Here is a 19,434-nt window from a genome sequence, read left to right on the forward strand (position 1 = left end):
AACCTTCTATCGCAAATGCAGCGTATCTCTCAAATAGGCCCTGCTTATACTTGCCGCCTTCGCCGGATCATCGTGGCTATCCAGTTCGATCGTAACCCACCCGTCATAGCCCTGCTCCCGCAGAAGGCTTAGCATGTCGGCGAAGGGCTGTCCGCCTTCGCCGAGCGGAACGAATGCGCCCGAGCGGTAATCCTTGAAGTGAATGGTTGTGATCCGGCTGCCGTACTTCCGAATGACCTCCAGCGGATCGCCGCCTCCCGCTTCGATATGCGCCGTATCGGGACAAAGCGTAATGTCCGTAAGCAGCATGAGCCGATGCAGCTGGTCGGGGCGCTCCACCATGGTGCCCAGGTGCGGGTGATAGCTAGCGCGCAGGCCGTATTTCTTTGCAATTCCGGCAGCGCTGTCAAGCCCTTTGGCAAGCGCGGCAAAGTCCTCGTCCCGGATACCGGCAGCGCGGACGGCTCCTCCGCCGAGCACCAAATGCTCCGCGCCGGCTGCGGCGGCAAGCTTGGCCGTCTTCTCGATCTTGGCCATTTCGTCCGGGAGGATGTCCTCATAGATGAAGTTGGCACCGGTATAAACGCCGATCAGGGCCAAACCGCTGTCGCTTAGCAACCGGCGGAATTCGTCGATCCGGTTCTCGTACTGGACCAGGTTGCCGTCGAACAGCTCGATTCCCTGATAGCCGGCGGCCGCAATGTCGCGGATCGCCTGCTCCGTGGAGCCGTTGGCCAGATAGTACGAATCTTTGACCGACGTCACCCCGGCAGGATGGCCGACAACGCCGCCCCATGTATTGGTCTGATAGCCGATTTTCATGTTTCATTCTCCTTCCCTTTCGATGACAGCGTCTTCATATTCCTGCAACGCGACAGGCACGGTTGGCTGCTAAGCTAAGTATAAAACGCATTGCGAGCCAGAATAAGCGGAATAAATTAGCCGGAAGCGCGGGTATTTTTAGCGTCGGTTGTTTCGCGCCATCAAGGATCCCGAAAGCAACGAAAACAGCCTCGCGGTCATGGTGCTCCCGGAGGCTGTTTTCGTTCGTATATTCATTAAAGGCATGCGGGTTGCCGCACGACTTCATGCCGATGCCGATTCGTGCTTATTCTCCTCCCTCGTACCACAGCTCCAGCGGCAGCCCGACAAGCCCTTTGCCGATCCATTCCCGCGCAATATTGTTCGATGGTCCCATCGCGATTCCGGCGCGCGCGTCGCGGAACAGCCGTTCGAAAATCCCTTTCTTGTACCCATAGCCGCCTGTTACATCCAGCGCCGCCTTCGTTGCTTTATTGGCTACCTCGGCCGCGTGAACTTTGAATTCGACGAGCGGCAGCAGCAGCTCCACCTGCGGACGGCCCTGCGCCTGCAGTTCGTCCAGCTGCTTCGCCAGCGAAATTTGCCACGGCTTCAAGCTTGAGATGAGCACCTGCACCTCGGCCAGCTGCTGACGGATGATTTGGTAATCCGCCAGACGTTTATTGAAATCTCGATGAACCATATTTTTGACGTACGCGACCGATGCTTCAAGCGCCGCTTCCGCAACGCCGAGCCAAGTCGAGCCGAGTCCGATCAAATAGACCGGCGACACGCCGCTTTCGAGTATTTCGCGGCCTTGTCCTTCCGTGCCAAGCTTATCCTGCGGCGCGACCCGCACGTCCTCGTAGGTAATCGGTCCGCTATGATTGCCGCGAACGCCAAGCGCCTCCCACACGCCTGGCTTAATCCCCGGCAGCGTGCCGTCGACGATGAAGAAGCTGACGTCTGTCGGCGTCTGCGCCCCCGGCGTGCGTGTCTGGAACACATAGAAATCCGCTTGCCCGGAGCTTGTCGTGAACGATTTTTCCGCGTTTAGGATGTAGTCCTCGCCGTCCCGCGAAGCCTCGCTGAAGTTAAACCACCAGTGTCCGCCGGATGCCTTCTCGCTTGTGGAATACGTGCCGATGGAGCCGCCGCGTACCGGCTTCAGCCAACGTTCCTTCTGATCCTCGTTGCCGTACAAGGCGATGGTTTGAACGGCTCCAACGTGCATGACATAGACTAGCGACGTAGACGGGCAGCCTTTCGCAACCTCCTCGGCAGCAATCGCGAACGCGACATGGTCGAGTCCCCGGCCGCCATAACGCTCCGGAATGAGGACCCCGTTCCAGCCAGCTTCCGCCAAGGCCTCCAGGTTTTCTCTCGGGAAGAGCCCTTCTCGGTCTGTAATTTCAGCGCGAGGCTTGATCACAGCTTCTACGATTTGGCGGATTTCGGCCCGCAGGCTTTCGTAGTCCGGCCCAGCGTTAACCTGATTCACTTGTGTACTCATCGAACAATCGCTCCTTTGTATATGAGTTGATTTGTCACTCCGTCGCCTTTTTCATGAATGAGCTTCACGTGGCCGACGTGCTGAGCAGCGCCGCTTCCTTCTCCCGCACGAGCGGAATGACCTTCTCGCCGAACGCTTTAATGTCCTCGTCATAATGAAGGAATCCCGTCAGGATAAGATCGACGCCGATTTTCTTCAGCTCGATGATCCGGTCCGCAACCTGCTCCGCCGTTCCGATGAGGCCGGTCTTGAAGCCGTCATTGTACTGCACGAGATCGTCGAAATTGGAATTCGCCCACATGCCCTCGCGCTCCGGCGATGCTTTACCCGCGAACTGAACTTGGCTTCGGAAGCCTTCAACCGCTTCAGGGTCGGCATAATCGATAATGTCCCGCAGTACCTGGCGCGCTTCTTCTTCCGTGTCGCGAACGATTACGAACGCATTGACCCCAAAGTTCAGCTTGCGATTCTCGGCGGCGGCGAGTCGGGATACCTCCTCGATCTGGGCGCTGAACCCGTCTATCGTATTGCCGTTCATAAAGTACCAGTCGGACACCCGCGCCGCCATTTCGCGGGCTGCAGCCGAATTTCCGCCTTGGAAGACAGGAGGGAGAACGCTCGGCTTCGGCTTGTGCGGGGCTCCGTTAATCCGGTAGAAATCGCCCCGAAAATTCGTCTCCTCCTCCGTCCAAAGCTGCCTCAGCACGCGAATGAACTCCTCCGAGCGGCGGTAACGCTCGTTATGGTCGAGCCATGGTTCGCCGAACCCGTGAAACTCGCCTTTGAACCAGCCGCTCACGATATTGACGGCAGCCCGCCCCCGGCTGATCTGGTCGATCGTCGAGATCGCCTTCGCGATCGTTCCCGGATGCCAAAGCCCAGGCAGTACGGCCGCAATCAGCTTCAGCTTCGACGTCACCGTGGCAAGGGCCGACGCAAGCGCGACCGCCTCCAGCTGATTGTCGGCGCCGTAACTGGCAATGAACCTCGTCTGAAGCAGCGCGAAATCAAAGCCTGCCTCCTCCGCTTGCTGGGCATAGCGCGCATTATCCTCGTAGGACCAACCGGTTTTTTGCGGAATTTTGGAAATGACCAAGCCCCCGCTGACGTTCGGAACCCAATAAGCAAACTTTAATGACACGATTGCTCACCTCTTCGTAAAATGTTGATCTATAGACAAGGGCAAACCCTTTTCTAATGAACGAAAGGACTAGAAAAGGCACCTGAAGCATTCGTTCAGGCGCCTTTAGTGGTCTAATCGGCTGGAAGCTCGTTATGAAGTTGCGGATGATGCGCTGTTCACGCGATGCTCTGGAATTTTGTTATTGGCGATCATTTCGCCGAACGGGCTAAGAAATGAACGTTCGTCGCTGCTTCCCGTCCTCGAGTAGCCAAGCTTCGGGAACAGCAGCTCCGCCGTCCGGTAGGCTTCCTCCAGATGCGGATAGCCCGATAAGATAAACGTCTCGATGCCGAGCGCCTCATATTCGCGGATTCGTGCCGCCACTTGGTCGGGATCTCCAACCAGCGCAGTGCCGGCGCCTCCACGTACAAGACCGATTCCAGCCCATAAATTCGGACTGATGACCAGCTTCGAGCGGTCGCCCTTGTGCAGCTCGGACATCCGTCTCTGTCCGACCGAGTCCATCCGATCGAAAATCTTTTGCGCGGAGGCTATCGTCTCTTCATCCAGATGGGCGATCAGCTCATCTGCCGCCTGCCACGCCTCCGCTTCTGTCGGACGGACGATAACATGCATCCGTATGCCGAACCGTAACTTGCGTCCCCGCTCTGCCGCGAGCTTACGCATCCGGGTTATTTTCCGCTCGACCTGATCCGGCGGCTCGCCCCATGTTAAGTAGACATCGACATGACCGGCCGCCACCTCGAGCGCAGCATCCGAGGAACCGCCGAAGTAGAGCGGCGGATAAGGCTTCTGGATCGGCGGGTAGAGCACATTGCCGCCTTTAACCTGAAGGTATTCACCGTTATAGTCGACTTCTTCGCCCTCGAGCTCCTTGCGCCAGATCGTCAGAAATTCGTCCGTCAGCTCATAACGTTCGTCATGCCCGAGGAATAACCCGTCTCCTTCGAGCTCCACCGGATCGCCGCCGGCCACCACGTTGATGAGCAGCCTTCCGTTCGAGAACCGGTCGAATGTAGCCGCCATTCTCGCCGCCGTCGTCGGCAGCACCAGTCCCGGCCTTACAGCGACGAGAAACTTGAGCTTCTCCGTGACAGGGATGAGCGAAGATGCGGCAATCCAGGCGTCCTCGCACGATTTTCCCGTCGGGAGCAGCACCCCGGCGAAGCCAAGCTCATCGGCTGCTTGAGCGACCTGCTTGCAATAATGAAACGTGACCGCGCGGGCCCCTTCCCTCGTTCCCAAATATCGGCCGTCGCCATGGGTCGGAATAAACCAAAACAGCTCCATGCAAGTTCCTCCGCCCTTATGAAATCAAATGGTCTTTATCCCGCCCTTGCTGTTCGCTTTAAGCAGCTTCCAAATCGGAGCCGTTAGCGACTCTTTATCGAACCGGTTGTAATGATTCGCCAGCCCCCGGATCGGATCGCCGGCGTAAAACCGTTCGTACAGCTGATGCCTTGCGCCCAACGGGCTGCCGATTAAATCCCAGGCCAGCTTGAACAGCTCTACCTTCTTCTCCGCGCTCACGCTGGCGCCCTCGAAGTAGCGGTGCATCAGCTCCGAGATCGGCCCGTAGAAATCCTCGATGCCCGACGGCGTCTGCACGAAGCCTCCAGCCCCGACCTGCTGCAAAATTTCGACGGCGCGGGGGTAATATTTCGTCCCAAGGCTTCTCGCCGTCTCGATAAGCTGCAAATCCGGCACCAGCACGCCGGCTTCGTCCGGAACCGCCTTCGCCTCGGAGGCGATCACGAGCGCCTTGATGACGTCCATCTGCGTAATCAGCTCGCCCAGCTTTTCCTGGATGTGCAGAAAGCCTTGGACGCCGATCGCTTCGGCGACGGCAAACGCAACGCCGGTGATGAACTCCAGCTTGGCGACGAAGCGCACGACATTCTGATGAAAGGCCAATCCGTTCGCCGTCTTGTTCGCCCGTAAACTAAGCACCTTCTCGGGATCGCCGTACAGCAGCACCCGTTCCCAAGGGATAAGCACATCGTCGAAGAACAGGACGGCATCCATCTCGTCATAACGGCTGCTCAGCGGATGGTTGAGCTCCCGGGTATCCGCGAACGATTCGCGGCAGACGATGTGCAGCCCCGGCGAGTTCGCCGGAACGATCAGCACATGCGCATGCTTGCGGTGCCGGGACTGAAACTGCAGGAACGAGAAGATAACGAAATCATGCGTATACGGGGCGCCGGTCGCGATCATTTTGGCTCCGCGTACGACGATCCCCTCCGACGTTTCCCGCACCACGTGAAGAAATCGCTCCGAAATGCGCCCGTCATCAAGTCCGCTGGAACGGTCGATCTGCGGATCGATGATGGCCGTCGTCAGAAATAAATCGCGGTCCCTCGCCTCTTCATAGTACGCCGTTATTTTGTCTGCAAAATGCGGATCAAGTACCGTCAGCTCCCTGCGCGCCGCATACCATGCCGTTATGAGGGAACGGGCATAATCCGACAGGCGGCTCATCATTCCGTGCGTTTCCGCCGACCAGTACGCAAAGGACCGGCTTCGCTTGGCCAGTTCAAGCGGCGTATACGGAACGAGAAACGAGCTGTGCGCATACTGCCCTTTGTCTGGAACGAGGAAACCGACCTTATCCCGCTCATGCGGATCATCCAGCATGTTAAACAAAGCTTTAATCGTATTTAACGTCCCCTTGAACGCAGCGTGCTCCGGCACATGGTGCACCTGCTCACCCTCCAGCCATACGCTGCGTCCGTCATGAAGACTCGCAATAAACCTCTCTCCCCGCAAACTGGCCCTCCTTCTTGGTGCGAATTCAATAATTTCCGATTGATTTGATCGGCTTTGTTTATTATGATAGCTATTAACCAAAATCTATCAACAATCAATAATTCTGGATTCGATGCTTAACAGACGGAATTTGAGAAATTGTGGGAAAACAAAGAAATAACCTACACTTGCCGCATTTGGGGACAGCTGCGAACGGCTGATAGGTGGCGGGGTGCAGCGCTCGTTTTCTTGGAAGACCTGATCCACCAGACATCTGGAGGTCCATGTTTAGTGTCGGTTATCCGACAGATGACCAGAATATGTTGGACCAGAGGTGACGAAAGGATGAATGTTAACAAGGGGCTCGACCGCCGCATTGTACGTACGCGCAGCATGATCTGCGAAGCTTTTCTCTCCATTTTGCACCGCAAAGTTTACGACGAGATCAGCGTGGTCGATATTGCCGAGCAGGCGAATATTAACCGCTCGACCTTCTATGCGCATTTTATCGATAAAGAGGATTTACTCGACAAAATGGTCGCGGATAAAATGGAGCTGCTCTCCGCGTTAATTCACAATCCGTCTGATGCAGCGGGGTTAACGCCCGCCTTTAACGCTCCCGATCCGATTTTTCTGACCTTGTTCGAGCATGTGTTCGAGTACGATCATTTCTATCGGGTCATGCTGCTGGGCACGACGGCCGGAAATTTTCGCGCCGCCTTAAACGGGATTGTCCGCGAAAGCTTTTTTATCCGCATTTCCAAGCTCGGCATGGATCAGAGGCTCCAGGTGCCGCTGGACGTGCTGCTCGACTACATCAGCCTTTCGACCTGCGGTATTATCGAACGATGGCTGGAGGGCAACAAGGTCTATTCCCCGCACCATATGGCGCTCCAACTGACCAGACTCGCCTTTCTTGGGGTTTATAAATCGATGGGGGCCGTGGAATAAAACAGGGAAGCTTGCGCAATCTGATAGCCGAAGCTCGGCTTCGGCCACATATCTGATTCCATTTGTTGCTCACTAGGCTACAATAACAACTTTTTGGGGTCATGATTTACTAGCAGCCAGCCAGCTTGCGCCATTAAGACAGCAGTAATTCATCAGTTCATTACTCTTGCAGCTCAGGAAAAAGCAAGGGCACCCGATCTCGGGTGCCCTTGCGCGATCATGATATTAAGGCGTAACAACTGTCTCGTTTCCTGCTATATCGCGTGTCCACTTATGTGCTTGAGAGGCCTCTTCAATCTCTTCGAACGCCCAGTGTGATGAATCGACATCAGGGAATGAAGAACTTCTTACCCCCTGAAGCGGGCCTCTCTGGAATAATCGATTAAGCACCTTAACCGCTTCAGCTCGCGTTAGCTCCGCATCAGGACGGAAGCTACCATCCGCATAACCGATCATGATGCCCGACTGCTCGATCGCGGCGATTGCCTGGCTAGCCCAATGCGATTCTTGTACGTCGCGGTAGTTAGCCGTTCCTTCTTTGAGCGGCGTACCCGATTTCAATAGCCAGCGATATACAATGGCCGCCATCTGTGCACGGGTAATCTTACCCTCTGGACCGAAGACAACGTTCGTATAACCCTTCATAATGCCATGATCATGGACAGAAGCAATGTACCCCGCTGCCCAATGCCGCGTTGCAATATCCGCGAAGCTTGCTTCTCCGCTTGGTACAGACGTTTCCTCAAGGTTGCGCGCCAGCATAGCTGCCATTTCGGCGCGTGTCACAAACGCACCTGGACGGAAAGTATGATCGACGAAGCCCTTGATATACGGGCTGTGCTCCGGCATCTCGCCAGCCTTTTCATCGACATGCAGAATGGTGAAGGTACTAAATCCATCGACATCGAATTCAAGTCCGAGCAGAGCGGCGCTCGCGCCGTATTGGACCACCCTCGGCTTCTGTACGATTTGTTTCGATCCGTCGCTGTGTTCAATATAGATGACCAATTGCTCAAGGAAAGCTTCCCGTTCGGCTGCATTTTCAGGCAGTTGAACATCCTTCAGCGGTAGAATCAGCGTCACTTGACGGCTTTGCATGTTGGTCTCTATGGTCATTGGACGAGCGACTGCAGTCACTTCCTGTCCATTGGCCAGCGCCTGAACGGACTGTTCAACTCTCGCACGCTCCTGCAAGACCTCACGCTCTTGCTTGGACTTCAATGGAACGAGCTTGAAGTATAGGTCATCAGTTTGGAACGTATTCAACGATTCTTGCGGTACGACAATTCTGACATTCTCCGTATAGACCTCAAGATTAATGCCGCCGCCAACGAGTGCCTTTGTCGCTTCCTTCGGTACTGTGAAGTCTACCTTCGATACCTTATCCGTTTCATCCGGAATCACGACACGGGCTGTGTCATCTCCGGATTGCGCCAAAATCTTGACCGTCTCTGCGGCCCGCTCGGTCGTTAATGTTACATCGTCCCGAATCGTTCCGGCGGACTCTGTAATCCGCTTGATCGGTGTCTTATTCACGATCGGTCCCTTACCTACGCTGCCAGTCTGTACTTCGACAGTGATTTCCTCGACGGCAGGTCCAGGTGACGATGTCACGGATGGGGTGCCCGGGTTGTTGATCGCAATCGCTGGCGTCTCGAACTGTAATTTGGCCGGATGCGCTTGTACATTCGGTATGGCTGCAAGATCCTGTGCCACAATGTACAGATCGTAGCGGGTATTGTCCGTCAGATTCTGAAGATCAATGGTCTTCGCCGTATCGGCCGCAACCGAATCTGACCCATGCAGCGTCACCGGGTGATTCCGGCTGTCTACTCCTGCCTTAACCTGCGCCGATGTTGGGGCAGCGGCGTCACGAGGCAGCACCAGGTAGAATACCGTGCCCGCCTCATTCTCCTGAACGCTGAACTGTGCCGTGTGATAGCTAACGGACACCATCTTCGGGTATCCGGTTGCATGAACAGGAGCTGTAGCGTCTACTGTATGGATCGCAAGCATGACGGGACTCAGCTGCAGGTTCGGTGTCCGTTCATCGTCCTCTGCGATCACATACAGATCGTAGCTGGTCTCTGACATAAGCCCTGCAATCTGCAGCGTCACTGCCTGATGGGCCATCGGCACAAGCTTAGCGCCTCGGATGTTCGCTGCTGCGCCGCCACCGTCTAGTCCTGCCTTCACCTGATTCGCTGTCGGAGCCGTATCGCCATGCAGGACAACGATATAGTAGACCTTGCCTGCCTCATCCAACGCTGCCTCAAGCTGGGCAGCTTCGCCGGTAACCTGCGTCAGCTTCGGATACGTCGGATCGAATACGGGCGGCGTCAAGTCTACAGGCGTAATGACGAGCTTCCTTGCCACAAGCTGTTCATTCGGTACGGGTTCATCATCCTCTGCCAGAACATACAGATCATATGGCGTGTTGGCAGCAAGTCCCGTGATCATGAACTCATCGGGCGTATTCTCTCCGAACACTTTGGAGCCGGAGAACAATGCCTGCTGTCCGAGTACATCCAATCCGCCTTTGACCTGCAGCGGCGTCGGCGTAGAACTGCCTTCCGGCAGAACCACGTAATATATCGTCCCTGCTTCATTAATCTGTGCAGCGAATTTCGCTGAATTGACCGTCACCTGCATTACCTTCGGATAGGTCGGAGCGAATACCGGAGGCGTGACGTCCACGGGTATGATTCCGATCTTCGTGGCGGCAAGCTGCACATTCGGGATTGGCTCATCGTCTTCTGCAAGAACATACACATCGTAGTAGGTCTCAGAGGCAATCCCGGTGATCGTGAACTCATCCGCTGTATTCGCCGCGAAAGCTTTGGAACCGGAGAAAAGGGCCGGCTGTCCATACGCATTCAGGCCGCCTTTGACCTGCGTACGGGAGGGAACATAATCGCCGGATGCGACAACGACATAAAACACCTTGCCGGCTTCATCGATCTGTGCGGAGAACTTCGCTGCGTTGGCCGTCACCTGCGTCACCTTCGGATAGGTTGGTGCAAATACCGGCGGTCTGTCGTCCACAGGCCTAATCTCCAGCTTCGTAGCCGCAAGCTGCACGTTCGGCGTCGGCTCATCGTCCTCTGCGAGGACATACAGATCATAGAGCGTTTCTGCGCCGAGCCCCGTTAATGCGAACTGATCGGTCTGATACGCTTGAAATGGTTTGGAACCATGGAACAGCGCCGCCTGGCCCTGCCCGTCCAATCCCCCTTTAACCTGCGCCGGTGTCGGGAATTGACTACCTGCCGGGACAACGACATAATAGACCGTCCCTGTCTCGTCGATGTTCGCAAGCAATTGTGCCGTGCCCGTTCCAGCCTGCGTCACCTTCGGGTAGGTTGGGGCAAATACCGGCGGCGTCAGATCTGGAGGATTAAGCGCCAGCTTCACGGTGCTGCGCTGCAGGTTCGGCGCGTCTGCCCTGTCTTGCGCGATAACATACAGGTCATATACCGTATTTGGCGTCAGTCCCGTCACGTTAATAACGTCTTCCGTATAGCCGGAGACCACTTTAGACCCGCGAATCCCAACCAGCTGATCATTATAGTCCATACCTGCTCTAACTTGAGTTGGTAACGGACTTCTGGCTCCCCGCGGGAGCACAACATAGAACACCGTGCTGTCCTCATCCAGTTTAACGAATAATTCCGCTGTGCCGTTCGGGTTTAACTTCGCTTTTGGAAAAGTCGGCAGAAACACCGGCGGCGATTGATCCAGCGTACGCACGGCTACCTTTACCGATTGCGCCTGAAGATTCGGAATGAGCGCTTTGTCCTCTGCGACAAGAAACACGTCATACTCGGTCTCTACTAAATTCTCGATGATCACAGTCCCGTCGTACGTATTCGCTCTTACGTCGATGACGCCTTTATAGGCTGCCAGCGCACCCAAGCTGTCCTTGCCCGCCTTAACCTGCGTTGCGGAAGGCTGGCTTGCCCCCTTAGGCAGTGCAACGTAATACACTTTACCCGCTTCATTGATCTTGACGGCGATCGCTACAGCATTCGCTGTGGTTTGAATCACCATCGGGTAAGTCGGCAGAAACTCGGGAGGCGCATCCGCCTGCGGGGTTGGCAGAGGGATAGGCGTATTCGCCCAGCTCAGAAACGGCATGCCGTTCGTCGGCATGGCATTTTGCATCACCCATATCCCATTGAAGTTCAGTCCGGAGAAGTAGGATTGCGTTTTCATCTGAGCCGTGGTGAACCCTCTAATTCCCGATGGGGCCGGGAACAGCGCTGCTGAGTCCGTGAATTGGAATACCTGGTTGTCATAGTGATCGTTATTCACGCCTGTGTTCGCATTCGTCACCAGCTGTCCGAACACGGGTCCCACGCTTGCCGGAGTTATGCTCGTTGTTACTTGGGCCATATGAATATTGGCTGTATTATAGCTCTGGGTCACTTCCAGCCGACCGCCTGCCTGCTGTTCCGCATAACCAATTAATCCACCGAAGCCTGCCGCGCTACTCGCATTCGAGTACAGCTGCCCGAGTGAAAAGTTATTCTGAACCCTCACTTTGAGAGGGGCATCAATATATCCAATGAGGCCTCCAACATAGGACCCGCCCGTGACATCCTTTATCGCATAGGTCGCTAATACATTGGTACCGTCATTGTCAGTGTCGCTAAGGTTGTCTTTGCCTTGTACATAACCGATCAGCCCCCCGACACGGGTTCCCCCGGTAACATTCGCATTCGTGAACACTTGCTCCACATGGAGGTCCTTCCCTGAACCGATAAAGCCGCCTACTCCTTGCCCCTGCGGCACATTCACCGTTCCTTCAGCGGATGAGTCACCGAACGTGCTCTCTTCACTCTTTCCGACCATGCCGCCGAACCCTTCATTCACAAGCCCGGTATCTTGGCCGCTGGTCACATTCACTTTGGCGGTGACTCGAGTAAACATTGAACCGTCGCTGTAACCGACCACGCCTCCGATGCTGGCGTATCCGGAGACGGTGCCCGTCACCTGGACATCCGATATAAGCGCATCATTCTCCACATGCCCGGCAACAAGACCCGCTTCCTGAGAACCATGAATCTCTCCCTGAATGATATTCAGATTCGTCACTCTTGCATAATTCAATGTGCCGAACAAGCCAATTCTCGATGAAGAATCGCCTGTTATCTGCAGCCCGTATATACTGCGTCCCATCCCTAAGAAGTTGCCATTGAATGGGGTATCCGCTGTCCCGATCGGGGTCCAGGGCGCTGTCAATGTAATGTCATTCTTCAAGGCGAAATAATAGTGCTTGTCCACATACTGCGCAAGTCCTACATTCTTCAGCTGCTGTTCGGTCTCGATAATTAGAGGGCTCTCCAACGTACCGGAACCGCCCGAGAAGTGGGGTTCTTCTGCCTCTGTTCCCGGGTTTTCCGCTGACGCCGTCCTAATTCCGCTCAAAGGCTGGAGCAGCAGCGCCAGTACGAAGATGGCAATCAGCCACTTGTTTCTTGATGTAATTACACTCATGCTGCACTTCCCTCTTCCATGTATAAAATAAGATAAATACGCCACTCCATTTCTGACTAATTCGGCTCAATACGCACACTCAAAAAGTCCCTCGGCACCTAAGGTGCACTTATCATAGCGGACATGATTAACGTGATTCTTTCATGGTGCAGTCTCCTTAGTTTCATAGTTGTTTAGACAAAGTTCTACATAATTCTACACGATTCTACCTATTTTAGATATATGTTTGCCGCTAACAATATGCAGTAGCTTTGAGATTGGCCTCTCCGGATAGCTCCTGCTTTATTTCCAGCGGATACAAAGTCAAAGCAAAAGGCACCTCTCCGGGTGCCTTATCGCCTATTATTGCAGCTTCAACTTCCAAAATTTATGGCTTTTTGATTGCTTATTTACAGATTTAATCATAGGCCTCCACAGGATCAACGCGCTGCGAATCGGCCATATTCGCAACAGCCCGGTACAGATTCGGCGGATATTCGGCGATCCTGTGGCATAAGTACAAGTACCATTCATGGCCGTAGGTCAAATAAATGCGAACCGGATAACCGGCTGATTTCAGCCTGCCGCCAAGCTCCGGCCGGATGCCGTACAGCATCTCCAGCTCCGCGCCACGCATCGTCAATAGACCTCGCCGTATCGCTTCCTCTATGATGCGCTCATCATGCGTAGCAATTGAAACCCGGTGTCCGTCTCCGAGCGCCTTTTCTACAAGCTGCAAATATCGTACATTCAGCGCTTCGGATCGCGAGATCGCGACCTCGACCGCTTCCTGGTAGGCGCCTTTCACGATGCGTATCCGCCCCGGTAAAGCTGCTAGCGCGGGTAAATCATCCGGCGTCCGATGTAAATGCGCCTGCAGCGTAATGCCGATATTCGGATACCTGGACGCGGCCCGCTTGTATACCTCCAGGATCCGCTCTGTTTTAGCGGACTCTTCCATGCTGACGAACAGCTCCAATTCTGCTACCTGCGCTCGTGCCGCTATTTGGGCTAAGTTCGTATAAGCAAGCTCGGTATCCAGCATCAGTCCGATATGCGACAAATCGAACGATACGCGGGCGGATCCCCCCTTTTGACCGAGATCATCGATCAGCGCGGTTATTTCCTCAACGGCCGCCTCGCATTCCTCGGCATGAGCCGTACTCTCGCCTATGTACTCTAGCGATATGGCATAACCTTTGGCAAGAAGCCGCTGACCCGCTCCGAGCCCGTCTATTCGGGATTCCCCTGTTACATACTGTAAAGCGGCCTTTTTCAGCAGCCCGTATAGCAATGGGGATTACTCCACATAGGCCTTGATATCCGTTCGTCTGGCGACCGACTTAAGAGCGTCTGCTGCTCGCTGTTCCCATTCCTTGTTATCGTGCATATTACGTTTTTCCCCCTTCTACAAGTACTTCAATTGTACTTGGGCGGAAGGACGCAATATTGTAAAAAATTGCTCTTCTATATCGACATCGCATATTGCCTAGGCGTCGCCCCTACGATTTTCAAAAAAGCCTTTGTAAAATGACTCTGGTCATAATAACCCGCCTCCGCCGCGATATCGACGATCGGACGCCGTTTCTCCAGTTGGGTTTTGGCATGATTGATGCGCAGCAAGTTTTGATAGGCATGAGGGGGCAGATGGCTCCCTTTCTTGAAAAGTCGGATCAGATAAAAGCGGCTGATCCCCGTTTCCTGCTCCAGCTGCTCAAGCGTCACCCGCTCGGTAAAATTTGCCTGCAAGTAGTCTTTGATCAGCTTCACGTATTTTTGCTCCCGACCACCCGGCGAGCCTGCGTGCCCCAGGTCATTCTCGTTAGGGTCAACCAAAGCTTGCACCAGTTCAATGAGAGCCGTCTCGGTTTCAAGCGGGGAACCGCCGCCTGCAAGCGCGCCTATCGTGCGATTTAATCGTTCGCGGCACGCTTCATTCTTGCCCCCGCCCACCAAGAACGGGATGTGCAGCCGATTAAGCTCCGCCGGTTCAAGGCCTTGCAGCCAGTCGGGGCAGATAAACAACATCTTGTACCGCCATTCCACGTCCGGCTCCGGATGGCAGGCATGCAGCATCATCGGCGGAAAACTGATCATTTTCCCAGCTTCCACCTGAATCTGTTCGCCGTCGCACCAGGCGTTCGTGTGGCCAGCATCTATGAGCCCGACCGAATATTCCTCGTGAAAATGCCTTTGGTAGGCCAGATCTTCCGCCGTACAGTGCTTCCCCTCCAGAAAAGGCAGCGCCTCATCCCGGTAAAACGTAACTTCAGGCATGCTTTCTCCCTCCATCCCGGCTCTGTCGATACTTTTTGAATATCGCTCAACTCTTTATTCGCTAACCATAAATATCAGGCGTTCTTCCGTGATAAAACCATTTTTCATATAAAATCTTTCAGCAGGCAAGTCTCTGCTTGTCATTTTTCCCGGGTCCAACCATCATTCCAAGGATCTTGATTAAACACCGTTATAAATAAGTTGATACAAGCTGGAAGGTCTTCGGGAAGATACGTTCTAAAAAGCATAAAGCAGCTCCTTCTCCAACGACATATACGTAATTAAGGTTCGTCAGAAACCAAAAGTATCCTTCTTTTATGAGATACGTAGGTTCTTGTCATCCGGCATCGAATCTCGAATGCCCTTATGTGTCGAATGACAAGTTGTTAGGTATTGCCATGGCTTCTCCCGGTCTCAACGCAAAAAAGAGCTGCCTCGTTTGAAGCAGCCCCCAGCCAACAACGAATCATCATTTCCCCGCTTTTTTCCGGTTGGCGATATCGAGCCAGACCGCGAACACGAGAATACTTCCCTTCACGACGTACTGCCAGAACGATTCGAGCCCCATCAGCGACATCCCGTTGTCCAACGAGGTCATCACCAGCGCGCCGATAATGGCGCCCGTCACTTTACCGGAGCCGCCCATCAACGAGGTCCCGCCAATGACGCATGCCGCGATCGCATCCATCTCCGCCATATTCCCGGCCGATATGGTAGCCGATGACAGACGGGAGGTCAGCACGATCGAGGCGATCGAGGCCAGCAAGCCGCTGAAGACGAAGACGCCGAGCGTTCTGCGCTTGATATTGATGCCGGACAAACGAGCCGCCTCCGCGTTACCGCCAATGGCGTAAATATGGCGCCCCAGCGTCGTCTTGGCGGCGATGAGGGAGAAGATAACGGCCAGCACGATAACGAATATGATCGGGAACGGAATGCCTTTATAACTGTTGACGACCGTTACGAAGGCGATCACAAGCAGACTTGCGCCTGCCGCATACAGCAGATCGAACGTGAGCGGTGACACCGTAAAGCCGTACTTCTGCCTCGAAGCGCGGCTTCGGAACGAAGACCAGACGATGCAGATAATGGCGGCCGCGGCCAGCAACCAGCCGAAGCTCCGGGCAAAATAGGCGTTGCCCAGCATGGCGAAGGCAGAATCGGAGACGGAGATCGTCGTCGAATGGGTGACGCCCATCAACACGCCCCTAAAGACGAGCATGCCGCCAAGCGTGACGATAAATGCCGGAACCGCCTTGTAAGCGACAAGCCAGCCCTGGAGCAGGCCGAGCGCCACCCCGGCCGCCAATGTTCCGGCGATGACGACAACGGTTGGCATCCCCCACCAGTTGCTCATGATCGCGGCGATCCCGCCCGTTAGACCGACGATCGAGCCGACGGACAGATCGATATGGCCGGCCACGATAACAAGCACCATCCCGATGGCCAGTATCGCCGTAACGGACATTTGGGTGAACAGATTGGATAAATTGCGCGGCGTCAGGAACGTATCGTTCATGAGTCCGAATAAAAGCCAAATGAGAATCAACGCGCCGACCATCGTGTAGGCGCGGACATCCATTTTGCCGATCAACTTTGCCTTGACCGGCATAAGGGCCGCGGCTTGATCCGCCGTTTGCGAAATAGGTTGCACGGTTATTTCCCTCCTGTGGCGGCCTGCATAATCTTCTCTTGCGTCGCTTCCCGGTAGTCCAGCTCCTCGACGAAGCGGCCCTCGCACATGACCAGAATCCGGTCGCTCATCCCGAGTACCTCCGGAAGCTCCGACGAGATCATGATGATGGCCACCCCTTGTTCGACCAGCTGGTTCATCAGGCTGTAAATTTCATATTTGGCCCCGACGTCGATCCCCCGGGTAGGTTCGTCCATGATGAGAATCGTCGGTTCGGACATGAGCCATTTGCCGATGACGACCTTCTGCTGATTGCCGCCGGATAAGGTGCCGACCGGCGTTTCCAACGAAGCCGTCTTTGTTTTCAAATCCTGCACGTACTTCTGGCCCCACTTGATCTCTTCGTTTCCATTGATCCACCCGAAGCTCGATACCCGGTTCATGGTGGCAAGCGTCGTGTTCGTCTTGACGTCCATCGACAATACGAGCCCCTGGCGCTTCCGGTCTTCGGTCACCAGCGCCATGCCGGCCTTGATCGCGCCTTCGACGGAGCGGATGCGAACCGGCTTGCCGTTGATCCGCACTTCCCCTTCCGACTTGCCTTCATAAGCGCCGAACAAGCTCGTCACGAGCTCCGTTCTTCCCGCGCCCATCAGGCCGGCAATGCCTAAGATTTCGCCTTTGCGCAGCGTGAAGCTTACGTCGCGGATCACTTTCTGATTAGCCTTCTCCTTATGCCACACCGAGTAGCCGGCCACCTCCAGCACGACATCCCCCGGCCGGCGCGGCACGCGGGGATAACGCTCCGTCAGCTCCCGCCCCACCATCAGCGACACGACCTCGTCATCGTTCGTATCTTTGCGAGCAAGCGTCGCGATCGTCTGGCCGTCCCGGAGGACCGTGATGGTGTCGGCCAAGCGGAAGACTTCGGGCATCTTGTGGGAGATGTAGATACAGGATACCCCCTCCGCGCGGAGCTGGTTCAGAATGCCCATCAGAATCTCGACCTCGCTTTCGGTCAGCGCGGCGGTCGGCTCATCCAGAATAAGAATTTTCGCATGCTTGGACAGCGCCTTGGCAATCTCCACCAGCTGCTGCTGCCCGATGCCGAGGCTTGCGATCTTCGCATCGGGATTCATTCGCAGACCTACCCGTTCCAGCCAATCGGAAGCGTTCCGGTACAGCTCATCCCACTGGATCACGCCGCGTCTGACCGGCTCGGCGCCAAGAAAGATGTTCTCGCCGATGGACATGTCCTTGACCAAGGCGAGCTCCTGATGAATAATCGCGATCCCCGACTGCTGTGCGTCCGTGATCGACCGGAATTCCTTCTTCTGCCCTTCGATCCTGATTTCCCCGGTATACGTGCCTGCCGGATACAAGCCGCTCAGCACCTTCATCAGCGTCGACTTGCCCGCTCCGTTCTCCCCGCACAGCGCATGAATCTCGCCTTTCGCAAGCTTCAGATTCACGCCGTTTAACGCTTTGACGCCGGGGAATTCCTTCGTAATTTGATTCATCTCCAGTACAACCATATGCCCACCCCCTATCCGATCCCAGCATGATTATTCAATAGAGGGGGACGGCGAATTCGCTTTGAATCTGCCGCCCCTTCTGGATTATGCTACTGCTTCGGCCACTGATCCTTCGGAACGTTCTTGTACACATCCTCCAGCTTGTGGAACCCGTCCTTGATAACCGTATCGACCAGGTTCGACTTATCGACGGCGATCGGATCCAGCAGAATGGAATGGACGTCGATCTTGCCGTTGTTAACGGTCTTCTCGGCGCCGTCCACGCTGCCGTCCTTCGCCAGGGCAACCGCCATCTCCGCCGCTTTGGTCGCGATCGCGTTGATCGGTTTATAGACCGTCATCGTCTGCAGTCCCTCCGCAATGCGTTGAACGGCCGCCAAGTCCGCGTCTTGCCCGGATACTGGAATTTTGCCCGCCAGCCCTTGCGCCGACAGCGCCTGGATGACGCCGCCCGCCGTGCCGTCGTTCGCGGCTACGACCGCCTGAATGTCGTTATTGTTCGCGGTCAGCGCGTTCTCCATATTTTTGAGCGCTTCCTCCGGCCGCCAATCTTTGGAGAACTGGTCATACACGATCTTAATGTCGCCTTTGTCCTTCAGCGGATTCAGAATGTTCATGGCGCCTTCCTTGAACATGTGGGCGTTATTATCGGTATCCGCTCCGCCAATGTAGACGAAGTTGCCCTTGCCGACTTGATCGACGATGGCTTTGGCCTGCATTTCGCCTACCCGGACGTTATCGAACGAGATGTAGTAGTCGACGTCCGAATTTTTGATCAGCCGGTCATAGGAGATGACTTTGATCCCTTCCTTGTGCGCCTTGTCCACGATTTGAGCCGTCGCCTCCGCGTTATGCGGGATCACGACCAGCACATCCACCCCTTGGGAGATCAGCTGTTCGGCCTGGCTCATCTGCGTCGCGTCGTCGCCGTTGGCCGCCAATACCTTCACTTCGCCCCCAAGCTCTTTGACTTTGGCGCTGAAAATATCCCGGTCCTTCTGCCAGCGCTCCTCCTTGAGCGTATCCATCGACATGCCGATCACGAGCTTTCCGTCATCTTCCTTTCCCGCTGCCGGCTGATCGGACGACGTCTGCCCCTTTGATCCTTCCTCGTTACTTACAATGCCGCATCCCGTAACAGCCGCCGCCAACAGCAAGCCGGCCAGGCCGACCCCTGTTCGTTTGCCCCATTTGTTCATGCCAACGTCTCCCCTTTTTCGATGAATTGCGATTGGTTCGTTTACCTACAATCCGATTCTAGCAAGCCTGGAAGCGCCTCGATACAATGGCGGTCTGCACAGAATTGGCACGTAGCAGCACAGATTTGGCACTCTTTGAAAGCGGTATCATAATC

General features: G+C 55.2%; 12 protein-coding genes. 1 reads left to right on the top strand and 11 read right to left on the bottom strand.

All coding sequences use genetic code 11. The features are described from left to right. Positions 1–6: 6 nt before the first annotated feature. From ACFFSY_RS22250 to ACFFSY_RS22270, 5 genes are all read right to left on the bottom strand, one after another. Positions 7–822 carry a sugar phosphate isomerase/epimerase family protein gene (locus ACFFSY_RS22250; RefSeq protein ID WP_377498188.1) on the bottom strand — a complete coding sequence of 272 codons (816 nt, stop codon included), beginning with the start codon at positions 820–822 and terminating at the stop codon, positions 7–9. A gap of 286 nt (positions 823–1,108) precedes the next feature. Continuing rightward, positions 1,109–2,314, bottom strand: coding sequence for an acyl-CoA dehydrogenase family protein (locus ACFFSY_RS22255; protein ID WP_377498190.1), 1,206 nt, complete (start codon positions 2,312–2,314; stop codon positions 1,109–1,111). Between the two features lie 64 nt (positions 2,315–2,378). Continuing rightward, positions 2,379–3,455, bottom strand: coding sequence for a dimethylsulfone monooxygenase SfnG (gene sfnG, locus ACFFSY_RS22260; protein ID WP_377498192.1), 1,077 nt, complete (start codon positions 3,453–3,455; stop codon positions 2,379–2,381). 132 nt (positions 3,456–3,587) lie between these two features. After that, the gene (gene ssuD, locus ACFFSY_RS22265) at positions 3,588–4,748 is read right to left on the bottom strand and encodes an FMNH2-dependent alkanesulfonate monooxygenase (RefSeq protein ID WP_377498194.1); all 1,161 of its coding nucleotides are present in this window, start codon (positions 4,746–4,748) and stop codon (positions 3,588–3,590) included. A gap of 24 nt (positions 4,749–4,772) precedes the next feature. Further along, the gene (locus tag ACFFSY_RS22270; protein ID WP_377498196.1) at positions 4,773–6,227 is read right to left on the bottom strand and encodes a 4-hydroxyphenylacetate 3-hydroxylase family protein; all 1,455 of its coding nucleotides are present in this window, start codon (positions 6,225–6,227) and stop codon (positions 4,773–4,775) included. Between the two features lie 324 nt (positions 6,228–6,551). Between ACFFSY_RS22270 and ACFFSY_RS22275 the strand changes: the two genes are divergently transcribed. After that, positions 6,552–7,157 (top strand): TetR/AcrR family transcriptional regulator, encoded by a 606-nt coding sequence (locus ACFFSY_RS22275; protein ID WP_377498198.1) that lies wholly within the window; start codon positions 6,552–6,554, stop codon positions 7,155–7,157. 225 nt (positions 7,158–7,382) lie between these two features. Here ACFFSY_RS22275 and ACFFSY_RS22280 read toward each other — a convergent pair whose 3' ends face one another. From ACFFSY_RS22280 to xylF, 6 genes are all read right to left on the bottom strand, one after another. Further along, positions 7,383–12,656, bottom strand: coding sequence for an S-layer homology domain-containing protein (locus tag ACFFSY_RS22280; protein WP_377498200.1), 5,274 nt, complete (start codon positions 12,654–12,656; stop codon positions 7,383–7,385). 397 nt (positions 12,657–13,053) lie between these two features. After that, on the bottom strand, positions 13,054–13,929 hold the full coding sequence (locus tag ACFFSY_RS22285) for a proline dehydrogenase family protein (RefSeq protein ID WP_377498202.1): 876 nt from the start codon (positions 13,927–13,929) through the stop codon (positions 13,054–13,056). A gap of 173 nt (positions 13,930–14,102) precedes the next feature. After that, complete coding sequence (locus tag ACFFSY_RS22290; protein ID WP_377498204.1) at positions 14,103–14,927, bottom strand: AraC family transcriptional regulator; 825 nt, start codon at positions 14,925–14,927, stop codon at positions 14,103–14,105. Between the two features lie 454 nt (positions 14,928–15,381). After that, on the bottom strand, positions 15,382–16,524 hold the full coding sequence (locus ACFFSY_RS22295) for a sugar ABC transporter permease (protein ID WP_377498408.1): 1,143 nt from the start codon (positions 16,522–16,524) through the stop codon (positions 15,382–15,384). Positions 16,525–16,568: 44 nt separating this feature from the next. Continuing rightward, entirely contained in the window at positions 16,569–18,080 is a 1,512-nt protein-coding gene (locus tag ACFFSY_RS22300; protein WP_377498206.1) for a xylose ABC transporter ATP-binding protein, read from the bottom strand. Positions 18,081–18,169: 89 nt separating this feature from the next. Beyond that, the gene (xylF, locus tag ACFFSY_RS22305) at positions 18,170–19,279 is read right to left on the bottom strand and encodes a D-xylose ABC transporter substrate-binding protein (RefSeq protein ID WP_377498208.1); all 1,110 of its coding nucleotides are present in this window, start codon (positions 19,277–19,279) and stop codon (positions 18,170–18,172) included. Between the last annotated feature and the right edge of the window lie 155 nt (positions 19,280–19,434).

Origin of the sequence: Paenibacillus aurantiacus (assembly GCF_042431225.1) — a bacterium.
Taxonomy (GTDB): domain Bacteria; phylum Bacillota; class Bacilli; order Paenibacillales; family Paenibacillaceae; genus Paenibacillus_Z; species Paenibacillus_Z aurantiacus.

Excerpts from the sequence above, each read along its gene's own strand:
- ACFFSY_RS22250 (WP_377498188.1), bottom strand. The coding sequence starts at position 822 with ATGAAAATCGGCTATCAGACCAATACATGGGGCGGCGTTGTCGGCCAT.
- ACFFSY_RS22255 (WP_377498190.1), bottom strand. The coding sequence starts at position 2,314 with ATGAGTACACAAGTGAATCAGGTTAACGCTGGGCCGGACTACGAAAGC.
- ssuD (WP_377498194.1), bottom strand. The coding sequence starts at position 4,748 with ATGGAGCTGTTTTGGTTTATTCCGACCCATGGCGACGGCCGATATTTG.
- ACFFSY_RS22275 (WP_377498198.1), top strand. The coding sequence starts at position 6,552 with ATGAATGTTAACAAGGGGCTCGACCGCCGCATTGTACGTACGCGCAGC.
- ACFFSY_RS22280 (WP_377498200.1), bottom strand. The coding sequence starts at position 12,656 with ATGAGTGTAATTACATCAAGAAACAAGTGGCTGATTGCCATCTTCGTA.
- ACFFSY_RS22290 (WP_377498204.1), bottom strand. The coding sequence starts at position 14,927 with ATGGAGGGAGAAAGCATGCCTGAAGTTACGTTTTACCGGGATGAGGCG.
- ACFFSY_RS22295 (WP_377498408.1), bottom strand. The coding sequence starts at position 16,524 with ATGCCGGTCAAGGCAAAGTTGATCGGCAAAATGGATGTCCGCGCCTAC.
- ACFFSY_RS22300 (WP_377498206.1), bottom strand. The coding sequence starts at position 18,080 with ATGGTTGTACTGGAGATGAATCAAATTACGAAGGAATTCCCCGGCGTC.
- xylF (WP_377498208.1), bottom strand. The coding sequence starts at position 19,279 with ATGAACAAATGGGGCAAACGAACAGGGGTCGGCCTGGCCGGCTTGCTG.